Genomic DNA, 16,463 nt, shown 5'->3' on the forward strand with positions numbered 1-16,463 from the left:
TCATGCGACTCCTCACCGCCGCGCTGGCCGCCACCGCCGTCGTCCTGACCGCCCCGGCCGCCGCCCATGCACAGGATCCCTCCGAGCCCCCGTCGAACCCGTCGCTCACCGTCAGATCGGGCGCCTCCAAGGGCACCGGCAGGCTGACCCCCATCGCGGGCGCCGACCGGGTCGTGGCCCCGCTCGGCGTGGACCCGGCCTGCCCGGCCAAGCTCGAGATCGGCATGCGCAGCGACGCCAGGAAGCCGTCGTACGCGACCATGTCCGTCGAGGTGACAGCGCCGCTGTCCGCCTCCCGCTCGATGCTGACCAGCTACCTGCCGCCCGGCTACGAGCTCGGCGCGAAGCTGCTGATCGCCGTGCCGCCCACCACGCCGCAGGGCGAGTACGCGCTGCGCCTGAAGACGCCGGACCGCACCCTGTCGGTCCCCGTCCAGGTCGTCACCCTGGACCAGCTCGACAACGGCGGCAATCTCGCCCTGCGCCGCCCCGTCACCGCCTCGTCCCAGCACACCAACGCGAACTACCCGCCGTGCAGCGTCGCCGACGGCGACGCCGGCTCGAACGGCTGGGCCGGGGGCAACGGCTGGAACGACGCCACGGCCAGGGCCTGGCCGGACACGGTGTCGATCGCGCTGGGCGGCCCCAAGCAGATCTCCCGCGTCGACCTCTACACCCTGAACACCGAGCGCTACCCGTCCTCGAGCGTCGGGCTGCGCGACTGGGACGTCCAGGCGGGGCTGAACGGCCAGTGGCAGACGGTCGCGCAGGTCCGCGGCAACACCGCGGGCAGCGTGCGCTCGGACTTCGCCGCTGTGACGGCGGACGCGGTCCGCATCGTCGCCCTGGCCTCGAACGGCGCCAACGACTACACCCGCATCACGGAGGTGGAGGTCCGCTAGGCCAGGAGACGGAGCCGCCGGCTCACAGGGACGCGCCGCCGCACATCACCAGGTGCTGGCCGGTGACCGCGCCCCCTTCCGGGCCGAGGAGGAAGGCCGTCAGTCCCGCGACCTCCTCGGGTCTGATGAATCGCCCCAGCGGCGGGACCCGTGGCGGCGTGGCGGCACGTCCGGGATCCCGCAGCATGGGGGTGTCCGTCGGGCCGGGGGCGACCACGTTGACGGTGATGCCACGCGGGGCCAGTTCCATGGCCCAGGAACGGGACAGGCCCACGAGCGCGGCCTTGGTCGCCGCGTACTGGCTCTTGCCCACCGCGCCCGCCATCGTGCGGCTTCCGATCAGCACGACGCGGCCACCTGGGCGGATCGCGTCGGCGAGGGCGTTCACCAGAACGGTCGCGGCCTCGACGTGGACGCGCCACATGAGGGCGCCGTCCTGTGCCGAGAGGCGTCCGAGCGGTGCGGAGCGTTGCAGGCCCGCCGCGTGAACGACGGCGTCGACGGTGCCCACCGCGGCCGATGCGTCGGCCAACTGGTCGAGGTCGGTCAGGTCGGCCTGGATCCACGAGTAGGCCGGGCTGTCCTGGCGGTGCTCCGGAGGGCGGGTACGGCTCATCCCGGTGACTTTCCAGCCCTCGCGGAGCAGGCGTGCGGCGATGGCCTGGCCGATGCCGGAGCTGGCCCCGGTCACCACCGCGTGCTGCGGCTGCTCCGCGGTGTGGCGGTCTGGCGTGGTGTCCGTCGACACGTCAGACGCCCGCGGCGCGGGCGGCCCACTCGGGTCGTACCCGTACGTACTTGATGACGCGGCGGTGGTAGGTGAAGGCGATGTGCAGGTCGCCGTCGGCGGTTTCCTGGATGGACGGGTAGGAGTACTCCCGGTTGAGACCCTCGCGGGAGTTGTTGGTCAGGCAGTAGCCGTCGCCCACCTCCAGATCGCGGCGGATCGGCCACGTGCGCCCACCATCGTCGGACAGCGCGAGGGTCATGGGCGCGCGCGGGGCGCCCCAGAACGCGGTCCGCTCATTACTCCCGGCGAGTGCCGGACTCGCCGGACTCGCCGGGGTCTCGGCCAGGCCGTCGTCGTCGATCTCGTCGTACAGGGAGACTCGCCGCTCGGTGGCGTCGGCCGCGCTGCTGGCGTTGAACACCAGCGCGAGCCGGCCGTCACGAAGTGTGACGTACTGGATGGAGGAGTTGTTGTTGGGCAGTTCGGTGGCGGCGGGAGCGCTCCAGGTCACGCCCTCGTCCTCCGACCGGCTGGCGTGGATCGAATCCGCCCAGCGGCTGCGGAACAGCGCGAGCAGCGTGCCGTCGGCCAGGAGGTGGACGTTCATGTGGACGCAGCCCGTGCTGTCGGGGACGAGCTGCTCGCGCCAGGTTCGTCCCTCGTCGTCGGAGATCATGAGGGAGCTGGTGTCACGGTCGCCGACCCAGCGCCTGCCCGGCGTGGTGACGCAGTTGAAGACGGGCAGGAGCCATCGGCCGGAGGGCAGCACGAGCACGGGCTGCCGGACGAAGACGCCGCCGCGGCTCGTGGCGGGGAAGAGGGTGTGCACGGGCCCCCAGGTCTGACCGTCGTCTCGGGAGATGCGACGGCGGACTTCGGCGGTGTCCTGGTTCCCGGCGTGCTGGGCGGTGTACAGCAGCCACAGCTCTCCGGCGGGTGTAGGGAACAGGACCGGGTTCTGCTCGGAACGCGTCATGTCGTCGGACAGCCGCGTGGGCGTGGACCAGGTGTCCGCGCCCTTCTGCAGCCGGGAGAACCAGATGGAGATGTCCGAGACGCCTTCCTGCGTGCCGCCGAACCACACGCAGCCGAGATCACCGTCGTGCAGCGACATGAGGTTGGCCGCGTGGTTCTGCACGGCGGGCGCGATCAGGTACGCGTCACGGCGGTCCGGATCGTCGTCGCGAACCCGGATCAGTCCGTCCATGGGCAGGTGATCGGGGACGGAGGTCGGGGACTGGCTCACTGCTCTCCTTGGCGAGACTGGGCTCGGGCGTCGGTCAGGTGGGACTTCGCGACCTGTTCGAGGTGGACGAGGTCGCAGGCGATGGTGGCGAAGGTGTATCCCTCGGCCAGGCGCTTGGCGGCCGACCCACCGTCGGGGGTGTGAATGCCGGCGGCGATACCGGCGGACCTGGCGACTTCACGCACCGTGACCAGCGCGTCCTCGAACTGGGAGGCGATCGCGGGGTCGCCGGGAAAGGCGCCGCCCAGGGCCAGGCACAGATCGGACGGGCCCACGTAGACGCCGTCCAGGTCGGGGGTGGCGCAGATCGCTTCGACGTTCGCCAGCCCCTGTGCCGTCTCGATCATGGCGAGGACCAGCACGGTGGCGTCGCTGTCCGCGGGGCGCGGTCCGATGCGGAGCGCGGAGCGCATCGGGCCGTACGAGCGGCGCCCCTTCGGTGGATAGCGGGTCGCGGAGACAGCGGCCGCGGCGTCCTCGGCGGTGTCGATGAGAGGCACGATGACGCCTGCGGCGCCCGCGTCGAGGGCACGGCCGATGGGGGCGGGGTTGTTCGCCTCGACTCTGACCAGGCCCGCGGACACGCCGCCCGCGTCGATCGCGGTCAGGCCGCTCAGCAACCCCGAGTAGCCCAGCAGTCCGTGCTGGGCGTCCAGGCACACGTAGTCGTATCCGAGGCGCGCGATGCGCTCGGTGGACACGGGCGAATTGAGCACGGACCAGTAGCCCAGTGCGGGTTGCCGGGCACGGATCCTGGCGGTGAAGTCGGTGATGCTCACGGCTGGCCTTCTCCTCGGTGGTCGGCTCTCATCGGTTGTAGGCGGGCATGGGGCCGCGCAGCGCCGCGCCCACGCGGTCACAGGCTGCCACGACGTCCTCGGGGAGGGGTCCTGCCGCGGCGGTCGCGATGTTCGCGCGGAGGTGTTCGACCTTGGAACCGCCGAGCAGGAGGGCCCCCACGCCGTCGCGATGGAGCAGCCACCGCAGAGACAGCTCGACGAGGGGGGTGCCCGACTGCGCGGCGATCTCACCGAGGGCGGTGACGGCCTCGAACAGCGCCGGGTTCCAGTACCGCTGCCGGTACATGGGGGCGAGCTTGGAGTCGCCGAAGCGGCCGGCGGAAGGATCCTGCTCGAAGGTGTGCCGGCCGGTGAGCAGGCCCCCGCCGAGCGGGTTGTAGACCATGGTCGTCAGGCCGGTGCTCTGCGCGAACTCCAGGTATTCCTCCTCCACCCTGCGGGCCAGGAGGTTGTAGAGCTGCTGGGCGACGACCGGGCGCGGCGCGCCGACGGCGTCGGCGGTGTGGTTGAGCTCGGCGATCTGCCAGGCCGCGTAGTTGGAGACGCCGAGCGCGCCGATCTTGCCCTCGGCGACGAACTCGGCGACGGCGCCGAGCGTCTCGGCCGGCGGCGTGCGGCGGTCGGGCTGGTGCAGGTAGAACAGGTCGACGTGGTCGACCCGCAGGCGGCGCAGGCTGCCTTCGAGGCTCGCCCGCAACGCCTTGGCGGACAACGGCGCGTCATCGCCCGCGTCCGGATGGGGCATGCCGGCCTTGGTGGCGAGGACGACCCGGTCGCGCCGGGTGGCGAGCAGCGGTCCCAGGATGGACTCGGTCGCGCCGCCCGCGTAGACGTTCGCGGTGTCCACCCCGGTGATGCCGGCGTCGAGCGCCGCGTCCAGCATGCGCGCGGCCTCTTTCGCGTCGGCCGTGTCGCCGAACGTCATGGTGCCCAGCACCAGCCGGGACAGCCCGATGCGCGCCCCGGACTGTGTCGCTGCCGGTGTCGCCGCCGGTACGGAGATCGCCGGTACAGAAGGTGTCATCGGTCGGTTCCTCGCTGAACAGGTGTCCCGGGGGACTGCTTGGCGGACGGGGCCCGCACCAGATCGCGCGGCTTGCGCCCGCGTATGGCGGACGGGTCCAGCGCGGCCCTGCGGAGGGCGCGGGTGTAGGGGTGGGCCGGCGCGGCCAGCACCTTCCGGGTCGGGCCGGACTCGACCAGGCGCCCTTTGCTCATGACGATGATGTCCTCGCTGATCTCCCTGACCACACCGAGGTTGTGGGAGATCACGACATAGGTGAGACCGGTCTCGGCCTGGATCCTCATCAGCAGGGCGAGGACCTGCGCCTGGACGGACACGTCCAGAGCGCTCGTCGCCTCGTCGCAGACGAGCAGATCGGGTTGGGAAGCCAGGGCTCTGGCGATGCCGATGCGCTGGCGCTGGCCGCCGGAGAACTCCGGCGGGCGGCGCTCGAGGGCCGTGGCGGGCAGGCCCACCTGGTCGATGAGCCTGGCCGCCTCCTTGGCCCGTGCGCGTCTGTCGCGCATTCCGCGCACCCGCAGCGGTTCCGCGACGATCTCCTCCGCCGACAGGTGCGGGTCGAGCGATCCGTACGGGTCCTGGAAGATCATCTGCACCCGGTTGCGCATCGGGCGCAGCTGTTTCTCGCTCAGCCCCGCGATGTCGGTGCCGCCCACCACGATGCGGCCAGCGGTGGGCCTGACCAGCCGTACGATCGACCGGGCGATCGTGGACTTGCCGCAGCCCGACTCCCCCACGATGGCCAGGGTGCCGCCCTGCCGGACGGTGAAGCTGACGTCGTCGACCGCGCGGAACAAGCCGTGCGCGACGGGATAGTCCACGACGAGGCCGTCGACCTCGAGGAACGCGTCATCGGTCATCGGGATTCTCCCAGTGCCACCGGGTCGGCGGGCGACCCGTCGTCGAGGGGCGCTTCCGGCGACTCACCGTCCTCGTCCCACGGGCCGAGCCGCGGGACCGCCTTCAGCAACTTCCTGGTGTACGGATCGCCCGGCGCGTCGACGATCTGTTCGGCCTCGCCGGACTCGACGAATCGCCCGTCCTTCATGACATGGATGCGGTCGGAGACGAGCCGGGCCACGCCGATGTCGTGAGTGATCATGAGGATGCCGATGCCGGTGTTCTCCTGCACTTCGAGCAGCAGGTCGAGGATGCCTGCCTGGACGGTGACGTCCAGGGCGGAGGTCGGTTCGTCGGCGACGAGCAGTACGGGCGACCCGGCGAGCGCGAGCGCGATGAGCACGCGCTGCAGCATGCCGCCTGACAGCTGATGCGGATACTTGCGGAGCTGGGACTCCGGATCGGGGATGTGCATCTTGGCCAGCAGGTCGACGGATCGCGCGATGGTCTCCGACTTGGACAGGCCGCGGTGCCGCAGCCGAACGGCCTCACGGAGCTGCTGCCCGATGGTATGGACGGGGCTGAGCGCCGTCATCGGATCCTGCGGGATGAGGGAGACGGTACGCCCGCGTACCTTGCGCGCCGCGCGCGGATCGGCGATGACGTCGACGCCCTGGAAGCGGGCTCTGCCGGACAGGACCGCCAGCTCCGGCGGGAGCAGCCGCAGAATGCCCATGGCCGTGGTGGACTTGCCGGATCCGGACTCACCGATGATCGTCACGGTTTCGCCCTGGCGGATGAGGAAGCTGACGCCGTCGACCGCGCGGACGATACCGGCTTCGGTGATCAGCTCGATCTGCAGGTCCTCGACCTCCAGCAGGGGACGATCAGCCTCGTCGAACTCGGCTGTCATGCTCGGCTCACCTTCCCTTTCCGCCTGCGTACGCGGTCCCGAAGCCCGTCTCCGAGCAGGTTGACTCCGACGACGAGCAGCACGATGACCAGTCCGGGCAGCGTGACCAGCCACCACGACGTCGTGATGTAGTCCTGGCCGTCGGAGATGATGCGGCCCCAGGTGGCGAACGGGCGCTGCGGGCCGGCGCCCAGGTAGCTCAGCGCGCTCTCCAGCAGCACGGCCTGGGCCAGCAGCAGCAGGATCACGAGTGTGGCCTGCTTGACGACGTTGGGCAGCACGTGCCGGAGCAGGGTGGTGACGCGGCGCAGGCCGAGCACCCGGGCCGCGGCCACATAGGGTTTCTCCCGCTCGACGAGCACCAGGGAACGGGTCAGGCGAGCCACCTCCGGCCACTGCGCGATCGCGATCACGAAGGTGATGACCGGGATGGAGGGGCCGAAGAGCGCGACGACCAGCAGCAGCATCAACAGCAGAGGCAGCGAGAGCTGGGCTTCCAGCAGGCGGGAGACCACGGTGTCGACCCAGCCGCCGAAGAATCCGGCCGCGGCGCCGGCGATGAGGCCGATGATGCCGGACACGACGATGGCCAGCACCCCGACGGTGAGCGAGACCTGGCCGCCGTGCAGGACCCGGGAGAGAAGGTCCCTGCCGAGCTGGTCGGTTCCGAACAGGTGCCCGCCGGTCAGCGGTGGCAGGCGGCGCAGGCCGAGGCTCTGCTCGTCCGGGCCGGGGATCGGCAGCACGTTGGCCAGGACGACGGGCACGACGACCAGGGCCACGCACACCGAGCCGATCCACAGCTTCAGCCGCGCGCCCTTGCGGCGGCGGACCGCCGCGGATCGCGCGAGATCCTTGGCGGTCACCGCGCTGGGCCGGGCGGGGGGCTCCGGGACGTCCTGGTCTCCGAAGCCGTCGGCGGGGCCGGCCTCCATGGCGGTCATGAGGCCACCGCCTTCCCGAGTCGTACCCGCGGGTCGAGCAGCGGGTAGGCCAGATCGATGAGGAGTTGGACGGCCACCGTCAGGATGGCCGTGACCAGGACGGTCGCCTGGATCAGCGGATAGTCCCTGGTTTCCAGCGCGCGCACGACGAGCGATCCGACACCTGGCCAGGCGAAGACGACCTCGACCACCACCACGCCGTTGAGCATGGCGGCGAACCGGGTGCCGAGCGCGGTCACCACCGGGACGGCCGAGTTGCCCATGGCGTAGCGCCAGGTCAGGCCGCGCTCGGAGATGCCGCGGGAGCGGGCGATCGTCAGGTAGGGAGCCGCGAAGCCGGTCCCCATCTCCCGGCGCACCAGGCGGGAGATCAGCGCGATCTGCAGGATGCCGACCGTCACGGTCGGCAGCACCAGGCCGCCCCAGCTGGTGAAACCGGATGCCGGCAGCACGGGGACGAGCACCGCGAAGATGGTCAGGAGCATGATGCCGCTCCAGAACTCCGGCATCGACTGGCCGGCGATCATGGCCACGTTGGCCCCCAGCTCGCGGGCGGTGTCGGCGTGCCGCGCCATCCAGACGCCGAGCGGGATGGCCACGACCGCGGCGAACAGGATGGAGGACACCGCGAGCATGACGGTGTACGGCATCCGGCTGAGGACGACGTCCAGGGCGGGGGCCTGGAAGGAGAAGGACGTGCCGAGATTGCCGCTGAACAGGTCACGAACGAAGATTCCGTACTGCTGTATCAGCGGTTTGTCCAGGCCGAACTGGACGCGGATGCGTTCGAGCTCCGCCGTGGTGGCCAGGGGGCTGGCGTAGGCGGCGGCCGGATCCCCTGGCGCCAGCCGTACGAGGACGAAGACTGTGGAGACGGTCAGGAAGATCGCCAGCAGGCTCTGCCCGACACGTTGGGCGACATATCGGACCACGAGTCATCCATTCAGCCGGACAGATGCCAGGTCGTAGGAGTTGGTGGGACTGAGCAGTACGTTCTGCACGCGCTTGCGCCGGGCGATGACGGTCTTGGGGACGAAGGCCCACATGCAGGGCCAGGTGTTCCAGATCTCCTTCTGGGCGGTGGCGAGCAGGGCGTCCCGGGCCGTCTTGTCGGTTTCCCGGGAGGCCTTCTGGAGCATTTCGGTGATCTTGGGGAACACGTAGCCGTGGTAGGTGTCCCGGGTGGCTTCCTTCTCCTTCGTGCCGGCGAACATGCCCTGCAGCGGAGTAAGCGCCAGCCCGGTCGGGCCGGGGTAGCCGTTGCCGAGGACGTCCCAGTCGCCGCCCCGGCCCTGCCGCCACTTGGAGATGTCGCCGCCCGGCTGGAACTGCTGGAGTTCGGCCTGCACGCCGACCGCCTTGAGCATCTCCACCACGGCCTCCATGACGCTCGTGTCGTTGGCGAACTCCCCGGTCTCCCAGATGATCTTGATCTTGAGATCCTTCACCCCGGCGGCCTCGAGCATCTGCTTGGCCTTCTGCGGGTCGTAGACGTACTCGCCGGTCTGCACCGCCCCGGTCAGGGTGTCGGCCACCACGCCCCGGGCCTGGGTCACCGAATCGGCGAAGACGTCCTTGATCAGGGAGGGGCCGTTGATGGCGTAGCTGAGCGCCTCGCGCACGCGCGCGTCGGCGAGCGGGTGCCCGGAGGGCTTGCGGAAGTTGTAGAAGAGCTGCGTGATGCGGGTGCTCGGCACCTGCTGGATCTCCACGTCGCCGAGACCGGACAGCTGGCTGATCGCATCGGGGGAGATCGCGTCGATCACGTCGACCTCGCCGCTGCGCAGGGCGACGACGCGGTTGGCCTCCTCCGGGAGGAACCTGACCTGTACGGTCTTGATCCCGGGCGCGGGGCCCCAGTACTTGTCGTTGACCTGCAGCGTGTACTCGCCGGTGCCCCGGTTCGCGGAGGTGACGACGTAGGGGCCAGAGCCGATGCCGCCCTGAAGTTCCTCCGCCTTGTTCGCGGCGGCGGGGGTGATCAGGATGTTCGCCATCAGGTAGTCGAGCGTCGGCACCGGGTTCTCGGTCACGAGCTTGAAGGTGCTCGCGTCGACGGGGGTGACCGTCGGCCATTCGGGGAACAGGCCGGCCAGGAACGACCCGGGGACCTTCTGGTACATCTGCAGGGCCGTTGAGACGTCTTCGACCTTGACCGGGCTGCCGTCGGAGTAGCGGACGCCGTCCCGCAGCTTGACCGTCCACTCGGTGGGAGCCGTCAGCTCGAACCTCTCGGCCAGGACGTGCTGCACGGTGAGCTTCGGATCGATGAAGGTCAGCGCCTGGCGGACGCCGCGCTGGACGCTGACGGCGGCGTCGAACTGGTTGAGCTTGTTGTCCAGCGACACGAGCGAGCGGTTGAGCGCCAGCGTGAGGCCAGGACCGGCGGTGGAACCGGCACCAGAGCCGGCGCCGGGGACGGGCCCCGGTCCCGCGCAGGCGGCGAGGGGACTCAACGTCATGGCCGCGCCGGTGAGAGCACCGAGACGGAGAAGACTTCGCCGGGAGTACTGGGGGCCGCTTCCGAGATGAGTCACTGGGCTTCTCGCTTTCTGGACCGTCCTCAGCGGTGCGCTTCTCAGCGGCCGCCTGCCAGGACCGGATGTTTCCCACGTCACAACGACGTTGCTGCACCATTACACGCATGCGCGCTTCGCGCAAGAGCTCTAGCGCATTTTGTGCAAGCTGTGACATCATCCAGTCAAGACGAAGGCTGCGCCGACGTGCACGCCTCACTCCGGAGCGGATCGCGCATGAGGGTTCGCAGGGATAGTGAAAGCCTGTCTGAGGTGCATAGATCGAACACATCGGGGGATTCCTTGACGCCCAGGAGAAGCACGGCCGCGCACGGTGTCCTCATCGTGGCCGACGACCTCTCGGGCGCGGCCGAGTCGGCAGCGCGAATAGTTATGCGCGGAACACGCACGAGGATTGTTCTCACACACCAGGCCGTGCGGGACGAGTGCGATCCCGCCGACATCCTGGTGGTCGATACCGACTCCCGGCACCGGCATCCCGCCGAGGCCGCCGCGGCGGTGCGTTCCGCGGTCGCCCTGGCCTCGGCCGGGCGTCCGCGGCTGGTCTTCAAGAAGATCGACTCTCTGCTGCGCGGCAACGTCGCGGCGGAGGTGGCCGCGCTCATGGCGCCTGGGGCCGGCATCGTCGTCGCCCCTGCCCTGCCCGGTCTGGATCGGGTGGTACGCGGTGGCGTGCTTTACCTGGCCGGTGTGGCCCTCCACCGTGCGAACGCCTGGGCGGTGGACGGCGTCTCCCCTCCGGCGTCGGTCGAGGCGGCCCTGGCGCCGCTTCCGGCCCGCGTGCTGGACCTCGCGACCGTGCGATCGGATCGCCTTTCCGACGCGATCGCCTCCTGCGCCGAAGACTCGCACATCGCGCTGTGCGACGCCGAGACGGATGCCGATCTGGACGCCGTGCTGCGTGCCGCGCTGGCCGTACCGTCGGTGCGGCTGGTCGGATCCGGCGGACTCGCCGACGCGCTCGGGCGTCATCTGCGGAGTCTCGGCACGGCCATCGAGCAGACGCCCACCGGGCAGACGGCCATCGAGCAGACGGCCATCGAGCAGACGCACGTCGAGGAGCATGAGCCCGTCCCTGCTCATACCGCGCGGCACGGCGACGTGGCCCGCCCGGCGCCGCTCGTCGTGGTGGGCAGCGCCGAGCCGGTCGCGGCCGAGCAGGTCCGCCGACTGGTCGAGGCGGGAGCCGTACCCGTGGCCCTGCCCTTGACGGCGCTCCTCGGCACACCCTCCGGACGGGACCCCCTCCCCCGCATCCCGATCGGCGAGCGGGCGGTCGTGGCCTTCCTCGACTCCGCCGGCGCCGTCCTGCCGGCGGCCTCGCGTGACATCGCGCGGCGGCTGGCCGAGGTCGTCGCGGACGCGGTGCGCGCGTCCCCGCGGACGGTGGACCTCGTGCTGACCGGCGGCGAGACCGCCCGGCGCGTCCTTGACGCCCTTCAGGTGCGGGAACTGACACCGGTCGGACAGGTGCACCCGGGAGCCGTCCACTCCCGGACGCCCGACGGCCGTTCCGTGGTCACCCGCCCGGGCAGCTTCGGGGGAGCCGACTCGCTCGTCGAGATCGTCAGGGCCCTGGCCGCGCGCTCCCTCGCAACCCTTGACCCCGCCCCTCCCCAGAACCAAGCGAAAGGTCCCCAAGTGAGCATCACCACCGCCGCCGTCGGCGCACAGCCGCGCACCGCGGCCACCCCGATCATCGCCGTCACCATGGGTGACGGAGCCGGCGTAGGCCCGGAAGTCATCGTCGGCGCCCTCCAGGACCCCCACGTCGCCGAGCTCTGCCGTCCCGTCGTCATCGGCGACGCCGTACGGCTGCGCCAGGCGGCCGACATCCTCGGGATCGACACCGAGATCGTGGCGGTCGACACCGTGGCCGATGCCGTGTTCGAGCCGGGACGCGTCAATGTCATCGATCTCGCGCTGCTGCCGGAGGATCTGCCCTGGGGGAAGGTCTCCCCCGTGGCGGGGGCGGCCGCGTACCACTACGTACGCGTCGCCAGCGGGCTGGCGATGGCCGGGGAGGTGCAGGCGATCTGCACGGCACCGCTGAACAAGGAGGCCCTGCACGCGGGCGGCCACATCTTCCCGGGACACACCGAGCTCCTCGCGCACCTGACCGGGATCGACGAGGTGTCCATGATGTTGTCCTCACCGAAGATCCGGGTCATCCACGTCACCACGCACATCGGGCTGATCGACGCGATCGCGAAGATCGAACCCGGCCTGGTGGAACGGACCGTTCGCCGCGGCCACGAGGCGCTGCGGCGGGCCGGGATCGACAACCCGCGCATCGGCGTGTGCGGCATCAACCCGCACGCCGGGGAGAACGGCCTGTTCGGGTACGGGGAGGAGGCCGAGAAGATCGTTCCCGCCATCGAGGTCCTGCAGGCCGACGGCATCGACGTGCAGGGACCGCTGCCCGCCGACACGGCGTTCTTCGTCGCGGGGCGCGGAGACTACGACCTCATCGTGGCGATGTACCACGACCAGGGCCACGGCCCGGTGAAGATCCTCGGCATCGAGGCCGGGGTGAACATCACCGTGGGACTGCCCGTCATCCGCACGTCCGTGGACCACGGAACCGCCTTCGACATCGCCGGGAAGGGCCTCGCCGAGGTCGGTAGCATGATCGAGGCGCTGCGGCAGGCCGCCCAGATGTCTCCCAGCCCGGCCGTCTGACCCCGGGGCGTTGAACGACAAGCCGAGAAGGAGGAGCGTTGTCCAGTAACTCTGAGCGTCGGCGCGCCGAGATCGTGCGTCTGGCCACGACCAGTGGTCTGGCCAGCGTCGAAGAGCTGTCCTCGACGTTCGACGTGACGTCCTCGACCATCCGGCGTGACCTCGCCCGGCTGACCGCGCAGGGGCTGCTGGCCCGCACGTACGGCGGTGCGATGGCCGTCGTCGCGCACCCCGAGGACTCGTTGCGCCAGCGCGTCGGTGACGCCTTCGAGGCCAAGCGCGGAATCGCCCGGTGGGCGGCCCAGCAGATCGGAGCCGGGGAGTCCGTGTTGCTCGACGCAGGCTCGACCGTCGCGGCGCTGGCTCACGAACTGCGCTCCAGCACCCAGCTCCTGATCGCCACCACGAGCCTGACGGTGCTGAAAGAGCTCGACGACGTCGAGGGCCTCCATGTGGAGTGTCTCGGCGGCAGGCTGCGCCACCTCAGCCAGGGATTCGTCGGCCCCGTCACCGAGACCGCCCTGGAGCGGATGTCGTTCGACCGCGTCTTTCTCGGGGCTGACGGAGTCACCGCCGACCGCGGGATCTGCGAGGCCGACCTCCAGCAGACCCGGCTCAAGGAGCTCATGGCGCGCAGTTCCCACAGGACCTACGTGCTGGCGCATGCGGCCAAGCTCGGGCGACGTCCGTTCCATGCCTGGGTCCGGCTCCCCCGGCCCTGGACGCTGGTGACCGACGCCGGAGCCTCGGAGGACGCGCTGGCCCCGTTCTCGGCTGAGGGAGTCGAGGTGGTCGTGGTCGACGCCGAAGGACAGATCAGCAAGCCGAAGCCGGCCGCGGGTCAGCCGATCGCTCCATAACGCGGGTGCCCGAGGTGACCCGCTCCGGCCTTGGTGCGGCGGGGTCCGCGGTCAGACGAGCGGGACGCCCGTGTGGCTCTCCAAGGCGCGAATGAGGCGATCTTGGAAATCTTCGTCCTGCGACGCGGGGTGTGGCGTCTGCACCTGCCGGTGATGCCAGTAGCCGCCGGTGCCCGGGCGCACGTCATGGTGAGTGGCGAGCCACACTTGTGTCTGGTGTCCGGCTGCCAGGTCATCCGGCGCGCCGGCGCCGCCCATGCGTGTGGGGACCCACCCCGGGTCGACCGCATGGCTCGAGGTTCCCTCCCACCGCGACGCGACCGCCAGCGCGAGCGTGGTGACCCACAGCTTGCTGTCGCTGTAGGAAGCGGTGCCGGTGCCCAGCCGGCGCAGGTCGGTGGAACCGCTTCGGTGCATGGCGCTGCTGAGGTAGATGAGCGTGCCTGGTTTGTCCATCAGGACCGTCAGCATGTACGGCGCGACGGTGTTGACGATGCCCGCTTCGGGAGACCGCATGGTGCCGGCGTTGTGGATGACGGCGTCGAAGCGGCCGAACCTGCGGGCTTGCCGGGCAACGTCGTGGATCTCGTCCAGCTCGGCGAGATCCCCGATGACGACGTCCTTCCACCGGGCGGTGCCATCCGCGCCGGTGAGACGGGCCCGGTTGCGGACGTGGATGACCACGTCGTGCCCGCCGTCGGCCAGCGCGTTCGCCGTGTCGCGCCCGAGCCCGGTGGATGCCCCGGTTACCAGAATCAGTGCCATGTCAGTCCTCTCGCGCCTGCGTGACCGGCTGGTTCCGCGCTGTCTGCCGGTTACTCACCGTGGGCCGCGGTCACGCCCTGCCGGCTCCCGAATCCCTGGGTGGCGGCCCAGCTGGACAGGAGGGCGAACCTGTCAGCGGACGGTGAGCCCTCTTCGACGCTGAAGGCGCAAATGGACAGGCCCGGCTCGCCGGGCAGTTCGAACACGTCGAAGGTGACGTCGATCTCGCCGACTTCGGGGTGGCGGTAGACCTTCCGGCCGGTGCGGTGCTCGTGCACGTCCCGCTCGGCCCAATCCGCGCGGAACTGTGGGCTGAGCGTGGAGAGCTCTCCGATGAGTGCGGTGAGCTCCTGGTTGAGCGGGTCGCGTCCGGCTTCGAGTCGCAGCATCGCGGCGGTCATACTGCGGGCAAGGGGCCAGTCGACGTAGAAATCTCGAGCGCGAGGGTCGAGGAAGATGAAGCGGGCCAGGTTCGGCTCCTCGGCCTCGAAGTGCGGGGCGAACAGCGCGCGGCCCATGAGGTTCGCGGCGATGAGGTCCTGCTGTGCGTTGACCACGACCGCGGGCACGGCCAGCTTGCCGAGGACCCGGTGCACCGAGGCCCGCACCGACGGCCCGGCCCGCCGCCGGCTGCGCGCGGCCGGTGTCGTCGGGGTGGGGCGGGCCAGGTCGAACAGGTATTCGCGTTCGACGTCGTTGAGTTGCAGCGCTCGCGCGACGGCGTTGAGCACGCTCTCGGAGGCGCCGCGGATCTTGCCGCGTTCGAGCTGGGTGTAGTAATCGACGCTGACACCGGCGAGCATGGCGACCTCTTCGCGGCGCAGGCCGGGCACGCGCCGTTCACCGCCGAAGTCGGGCAGTCCCGCCTGTTCGAGGGTCACGTGCGCCCGGCGGGAGATCAGGAACTCCCGCACCTCGTCCTTCCTGCTCATATCCTCCACCGTAGACCTGTCGCCTGACCTGGTCGGCGCTGCGGTGCCGTCCGCCACAACCGCGCGTCAGACGGTCAGCAAGACCTTGATGGCCCGACGCTCATCCATCGCCGTGTAGCCCTCCGCGGCGTCCTCCAGCGGAAGGGTGAGGTCGAAGACCTTGCCAGGATCGATCTTGCGGTCCCAGATGAGCTGGATCAGCTCGGGCAGGAACCGGCGAACCGGGGCAGGCCCGCCGTGGACGTGGATGCCGGCGAAGAACAGGTCGATGCCGGGAATCGCGACGTCGTAGTTCACCCCGACGAAGCCCATGTGCCCGCCGGGACGGGTCGCACCGATCGCCTGCATGGTGGACTCCTGCGTGCCGACCGCCTCGATCACGCTGTGGGCGCCGAGCCCGTTCGTCAACTCCTTGATCTTCGCCACGCCTTCGTCGCCCCGCTCGGTGACGATGTCGGTCGCGCCGTAGAACCGGGCGAGCTCCTGCCGCTCGGGGTGGCGGGACATCGCGATGATCCGCTCCGCGCCGAGCTGCCTGGCGGCCAGGACACCCATCAGGCCGACCGCCCCGTCACCCACGACGGCAACAGTCTTGCCGGGGCCGGCCTCGGCGGCGACGGCGCCGAACCAGCCGGTGCCGAGCACGTCGGACGCGGCCAGCAGCGAGGGGATCAGCTCCGGATCTGGCTGCCCCGGCGTGGGAACAAGCGTGCCGTCCGCGTAGGGGATGCGAGCCCGCTCGGACTGGGTACCGATCGTCTGCGCCACGAAGGAGCCATGCACGCACTGGGACTGGTAGCCGGACCGGCAGATCTCGCACGTGTTGTCGGAGATGACGAACGACCCGACCACGAAATCGCCGACCTTGACGTTCTTCACGTCCGCGCCGATCTCCTCGACGACGCCGACGTACTCGTGGCCCATCACCTGGTGGTCAGCCGGTTCGACGCCACGGTACGGCCACAGGTCCGACCCGCAGATACACGTCGCCGTCAACCGGATGATCGCGTCCGTGGGCTCGACGATCCTCGGATCCTCGCGCTCCTCCACGCGGACGTCTCCGGCGGTGTGCATCACCACTTGCCGCATGACCGTTCTCCTTGCTGTTTCTCGCATCGACACTCGCGCAGGCCGACGACGACTTCGTCAATGGCGCGCCATTCGCACCTTTCGCGATCCATCGAACCCGGTGAACGCGCTCGCTGGCAGGGGCTGACAGCACCCCCCAGCCGGACCGTCCGTTCCCGGCCGAACGGCGTCCCGTCCCGGCCCGGCACCTGGGTACGTC

15 protein-coding genes are annotated in these 16,463 nt (G+C 70.3%); 3 read left to right on the plus strand and 12 right to left on the minus strand.

Annotated features, from left to right (window positions below; all coding sequences use genetic code 11):
- Window positions 1-2 precede the first annotated feature (2 nt).
- The gene (locus AB0J87_RS40295) at window positions 3-902 is read left to right on the plus strand and encodes a discoidin domain-containing protein (protein WP_363974774.1); all 900 of its coding nucleotides are present in this window, start codon (window positions 3-5) and stop codon (window positions 900-902) included.
- A 22-nt stretch (window positions 903-924) separates the two neighbouring features.
- Here AB0J87_RS40295 and AB0J87_RS40300 read toward each other — a convergent pair whose 3' ends face one another.
- From AB0J87_RS40300 to AB0J87_RS40340, 9 genes are read right to left on the minus strand one after another with little or no spacing between them, the layout of a single operon-like run.
- Window positions 925-1,650 (minus strand): SDR family oxidoreductase, encoded by a 726-nt coding sequence (locus tag AB0J87_RS40300; protein ID WP_363974777.1) that lies wholly within the window; start codon window positions 1,648-1,650, stop codon window positions 925-927.
- A 1-nt stretch (window position 1,651) separates the two neighbouring features.
- A complete protein-coding gene (locus AB0J87_RS40305; protein ID WP_363974780.1) occupies window positions 1,652-2,878 on the minus strand; it encodes an exo-alpha-sialidase in 1,227 nt (408 codons plus the stop codon).
- Complete coding sequence (locus AB0J87_RS40310; protein ID WP_363974783.1) at window positions 2,875-3,657, minus strand: aldolase/citrate lyase family protein; 783 nt, start codon at window positions 3,655-3,657, stop codon at window positions 2,875-2,877. The genes AB0J87_RS40305 and AB0J87_RS40310 overlap by 4 nt, the downstream gene beginning before the upstream one ends.
- Window positions 3,658-3,685: 28 nt before the next feature.
- Window positions 3,686-4,702: an aldo/keto reductase gene (locus tag AB0J87_RS40315; protein ID WP_363974786.1), complete on the minus strand. Its 1,017-nt coding sequence runs from the start codon at window positions 4,700-4,702 to the stop codon at window positions 3,686-3,688.
- Window positions 4,699-5,562, minus strand: coding sequence for an ATP-binding cassette domain-containing protein (locus AB0J87_RS40320; RefSeq protein ID WP_363974789.1), 864 nt, complete (start codon window positions 5,560-5,562; stop codon window positions 4,699-4,701). Before AB0J87_RS40320 ends, AB0J87_RS40315 begins: the two co-directional genes overlap by 4 nt.
- The gene (locus AB0J87_RS40325) at window positions 5,559-6,455 is read right to left on the minus strand and encodes an ABC transporter ATP-binding protein (RefSeq protein WP_363974792.1); all 897 of its coding nucleotides are present in this window, start codon (window positions 6,453-6,455) and stop codon (window positions 5,559-5,561) included. Before AB0J87_RS40325 ends, AB0J87_RS40320 begins: the two co-directional genes overlap by 4 nt.
- Window positions 6,452-7,399 carry an ABC transporter permease gene (locus AB0J87_RS40330; protein ID WP_363974795.1) on the minus strand — a complete coding sequence of 316 codons (948 nt, stop codon included), beginning with the start codon at window positions 7,397-7,399 and terminating at the stop codon, window positions 6,452-6,454. Before AB0J87_RS40330 ends, AB0J87_RS40325 begins: the two co-directional genes overlap by 4 nt.
- Entirely contained in the window at window positions 7,396-8,331 is a 936-nt protein-coding gene (locus AB0J87_RS40335; protein ID WP_363974798.1) for an ABC transporter permease, read from the minus strand. Before AB0J87_RS40335 ends, AB0J87_RS40330 begins: the two co-directional genes overlap by 4 nt.
- 3 nt (window positions 8,332-8,334) lie before the next feature.
- The gene (locus tag AB0J87_RS40340) at window positions 8,335-9,861 is read right to left on the minus strand and encodes an ABC transporter substrate-binding protein (protein WP_350727680.1); all 1,527 of its coding nucleotides are present in this window, start codon (window positions 9,859-9,861) and stop codon (window positions 8,335-8,337) included.
- 291 nt (window positions 9,862-10,152) lie between these two features.
- Here AB0J87_RS40340 and pdxA point away from each other — a divergent pair, with 291 nt between their 5' ends.
- Both pdxA and AB0J87_RS40350 read left to right on the plus strand, forming a co-directional pair.
- Window positions 10,153-12,618 (plus strand): 4-hydroxythreonine-4-phosphate dehydrogenase PdxA, encoded by a 2,466-nt coding sequence (gene pdxA, locus AB0J87_RS40345; RefSeq protein ID WP_363974801.1) that lies wholly within the window; start codon window positions 10,153-10,155, stop codon window positions 12,616-12,618.
- Between the two features lie 38 nt (window positions 12,619-12,656).
- Entirely contained in the window at window positions 12,657-13,478 is an 822-nt protein-coding gene (locus tag AB0J87_RS40350) for a DeoR/GlpR family DNA-binding transcription regulator (protein ID WP_350727678.1), read from the plus strand.
- Between the two features lie 51 nt (window positions 13,479-13,529).
- On the opposite strand, the gene AB0J87_RS40355 is transcribed toward AB0J87_RS40350, so the two are convergent.
- The 3 genes from AB0J87_RS40355 to AB0J87_RS40365 all read right to left on the minus strand — a co-directional run bounded on the left by AB0J87_RS40355 (window position 13,530) and on the right by AB0J87_RS40365 (window position 16,264).
- Window positions 13,530-14,243, minus strand: coding sequence for an SDR family NAD(P)-dependent oxidoreductase (locus tag AB0J87_RS40355; RefSeq protein ID WP_363974804.1), 714 nt, complete (start codon window positions 14,241-14,243; stop codon window positions 13,530-13,532).
- Between the two features lie 50 nt (window positions 14,244-14,293).
- Entirely contained in the window at window positions 14,294-15,175 is an 882-nt protein-coding gene (locus AB0J87_RS40360; RefSeq protein WP_363974807.1) for a helix-turn-helix transcriptional regulator, read from the minus strand.
- 66 nt (window positions 15,176-15,241) lie between these two features.
- Window positions 15,242-16,264: a zinc-dependent alcohol dehydrogenase family protein gene (locus AB0J87_RS40365; protein WP_363974810.1), complete on the minus strand. Its 1,023-nt coding sequence runs from the start codon at window positions 16,262-16,264 to the stop codon at window positions 15,242-15,244.
- Between the last annotated feature and the right edge of the window lie 199 nt (window positions 16,265-16,463).

The organism is Nonomuraea sp. NPDC049625 (assembly GCF_040675285.1).
GTDB lineage: Bacteria > Actinomycetota > Actinomycetes > Streptosporangiales > Streptosporangiaceae > Nonomuraea > Nonomuraea angiospora_A.

What these genes read in the sequence shown, in the direction of transcription:
- AB0J87_RS40325 (WP_363974792.1), bottom strand. Translation starts at nt 6,455, where the DNA reads ATGACAGCCGAGTTCGACGAGGCTGATCGTCCCCTGCTGGAGGTCGAG.
- AB0J87_RS40320 (WP_363974789.1), bottom strand. Translation starts at nt 5,562, where the DNA reads ATGACCGATGACGCGTTCCTCGAGGTCGACGGCCTCGTCGTGGACTAT.
- pdxA (WP_363974801.1), top strand. Translation starts at nt 10,153, where the DNA reads ATGAGGGTTCGCAGGGATAGTGAAAGCCTGTCTGAGGTGCATAGATCG.
- AB0J87_RS40340 (WP_350727680.1), bottom strand. Translation starts at nt 9,861, where the DNA reads ATGACGTTGAGTCCCCTCGCCGCCTGCGCGGGACCGGGGCCCGTCCCC.
- AB0J87_RS40315 (WP_363974786.1), bottom strand. Translation starts at nt 4,702, where the DNA reads ATGACACCTTCTGTACCGGCGATCTCCGTACCGGCGGCGACACCGGCA.
- AB0J87_RS40360 (WP_363974807.1), bottom strand. Translation starts at nt 15,175, where the DNA reads ATGAGCAGGAAGGACGAGGTGCGGGAGTTCCTGATCTCCCGCCGGGCG.
- AB0J87_RS40365 (WP_363974810.1), bottom strand. Translation starts at nt 16,264, where the DNA reads ATGCGGCAAGTGGTGATGCACACCGCCGGAGACGTCCGCGTGGAGGAG.
- AB0J87_RS40355 (WP_363974804.1), bottom strand. Translation starts at nt 14,243, where the DNA reads ATGGCACTGATTCTGGTAACCGGGGCATCCACCGGGCTCGGGCGCGAC.
- AB0J87_RS40295 (WP_363974774.1), top strand. Translation starts at nt 3, where the DNA reads ATGCGACTCCTCACCGCCGCGCTGGCCGCCACCGCCGTCGTCCTGACC.
- AB0J87_RS40330 (WP_363974795.1), bottom strand. Translation starts at nt 7,399, where the DNA reads ATGACCGCCATGGAGGCCGGCCCCGCCGACGGCTTCGGAGACCAGGAC.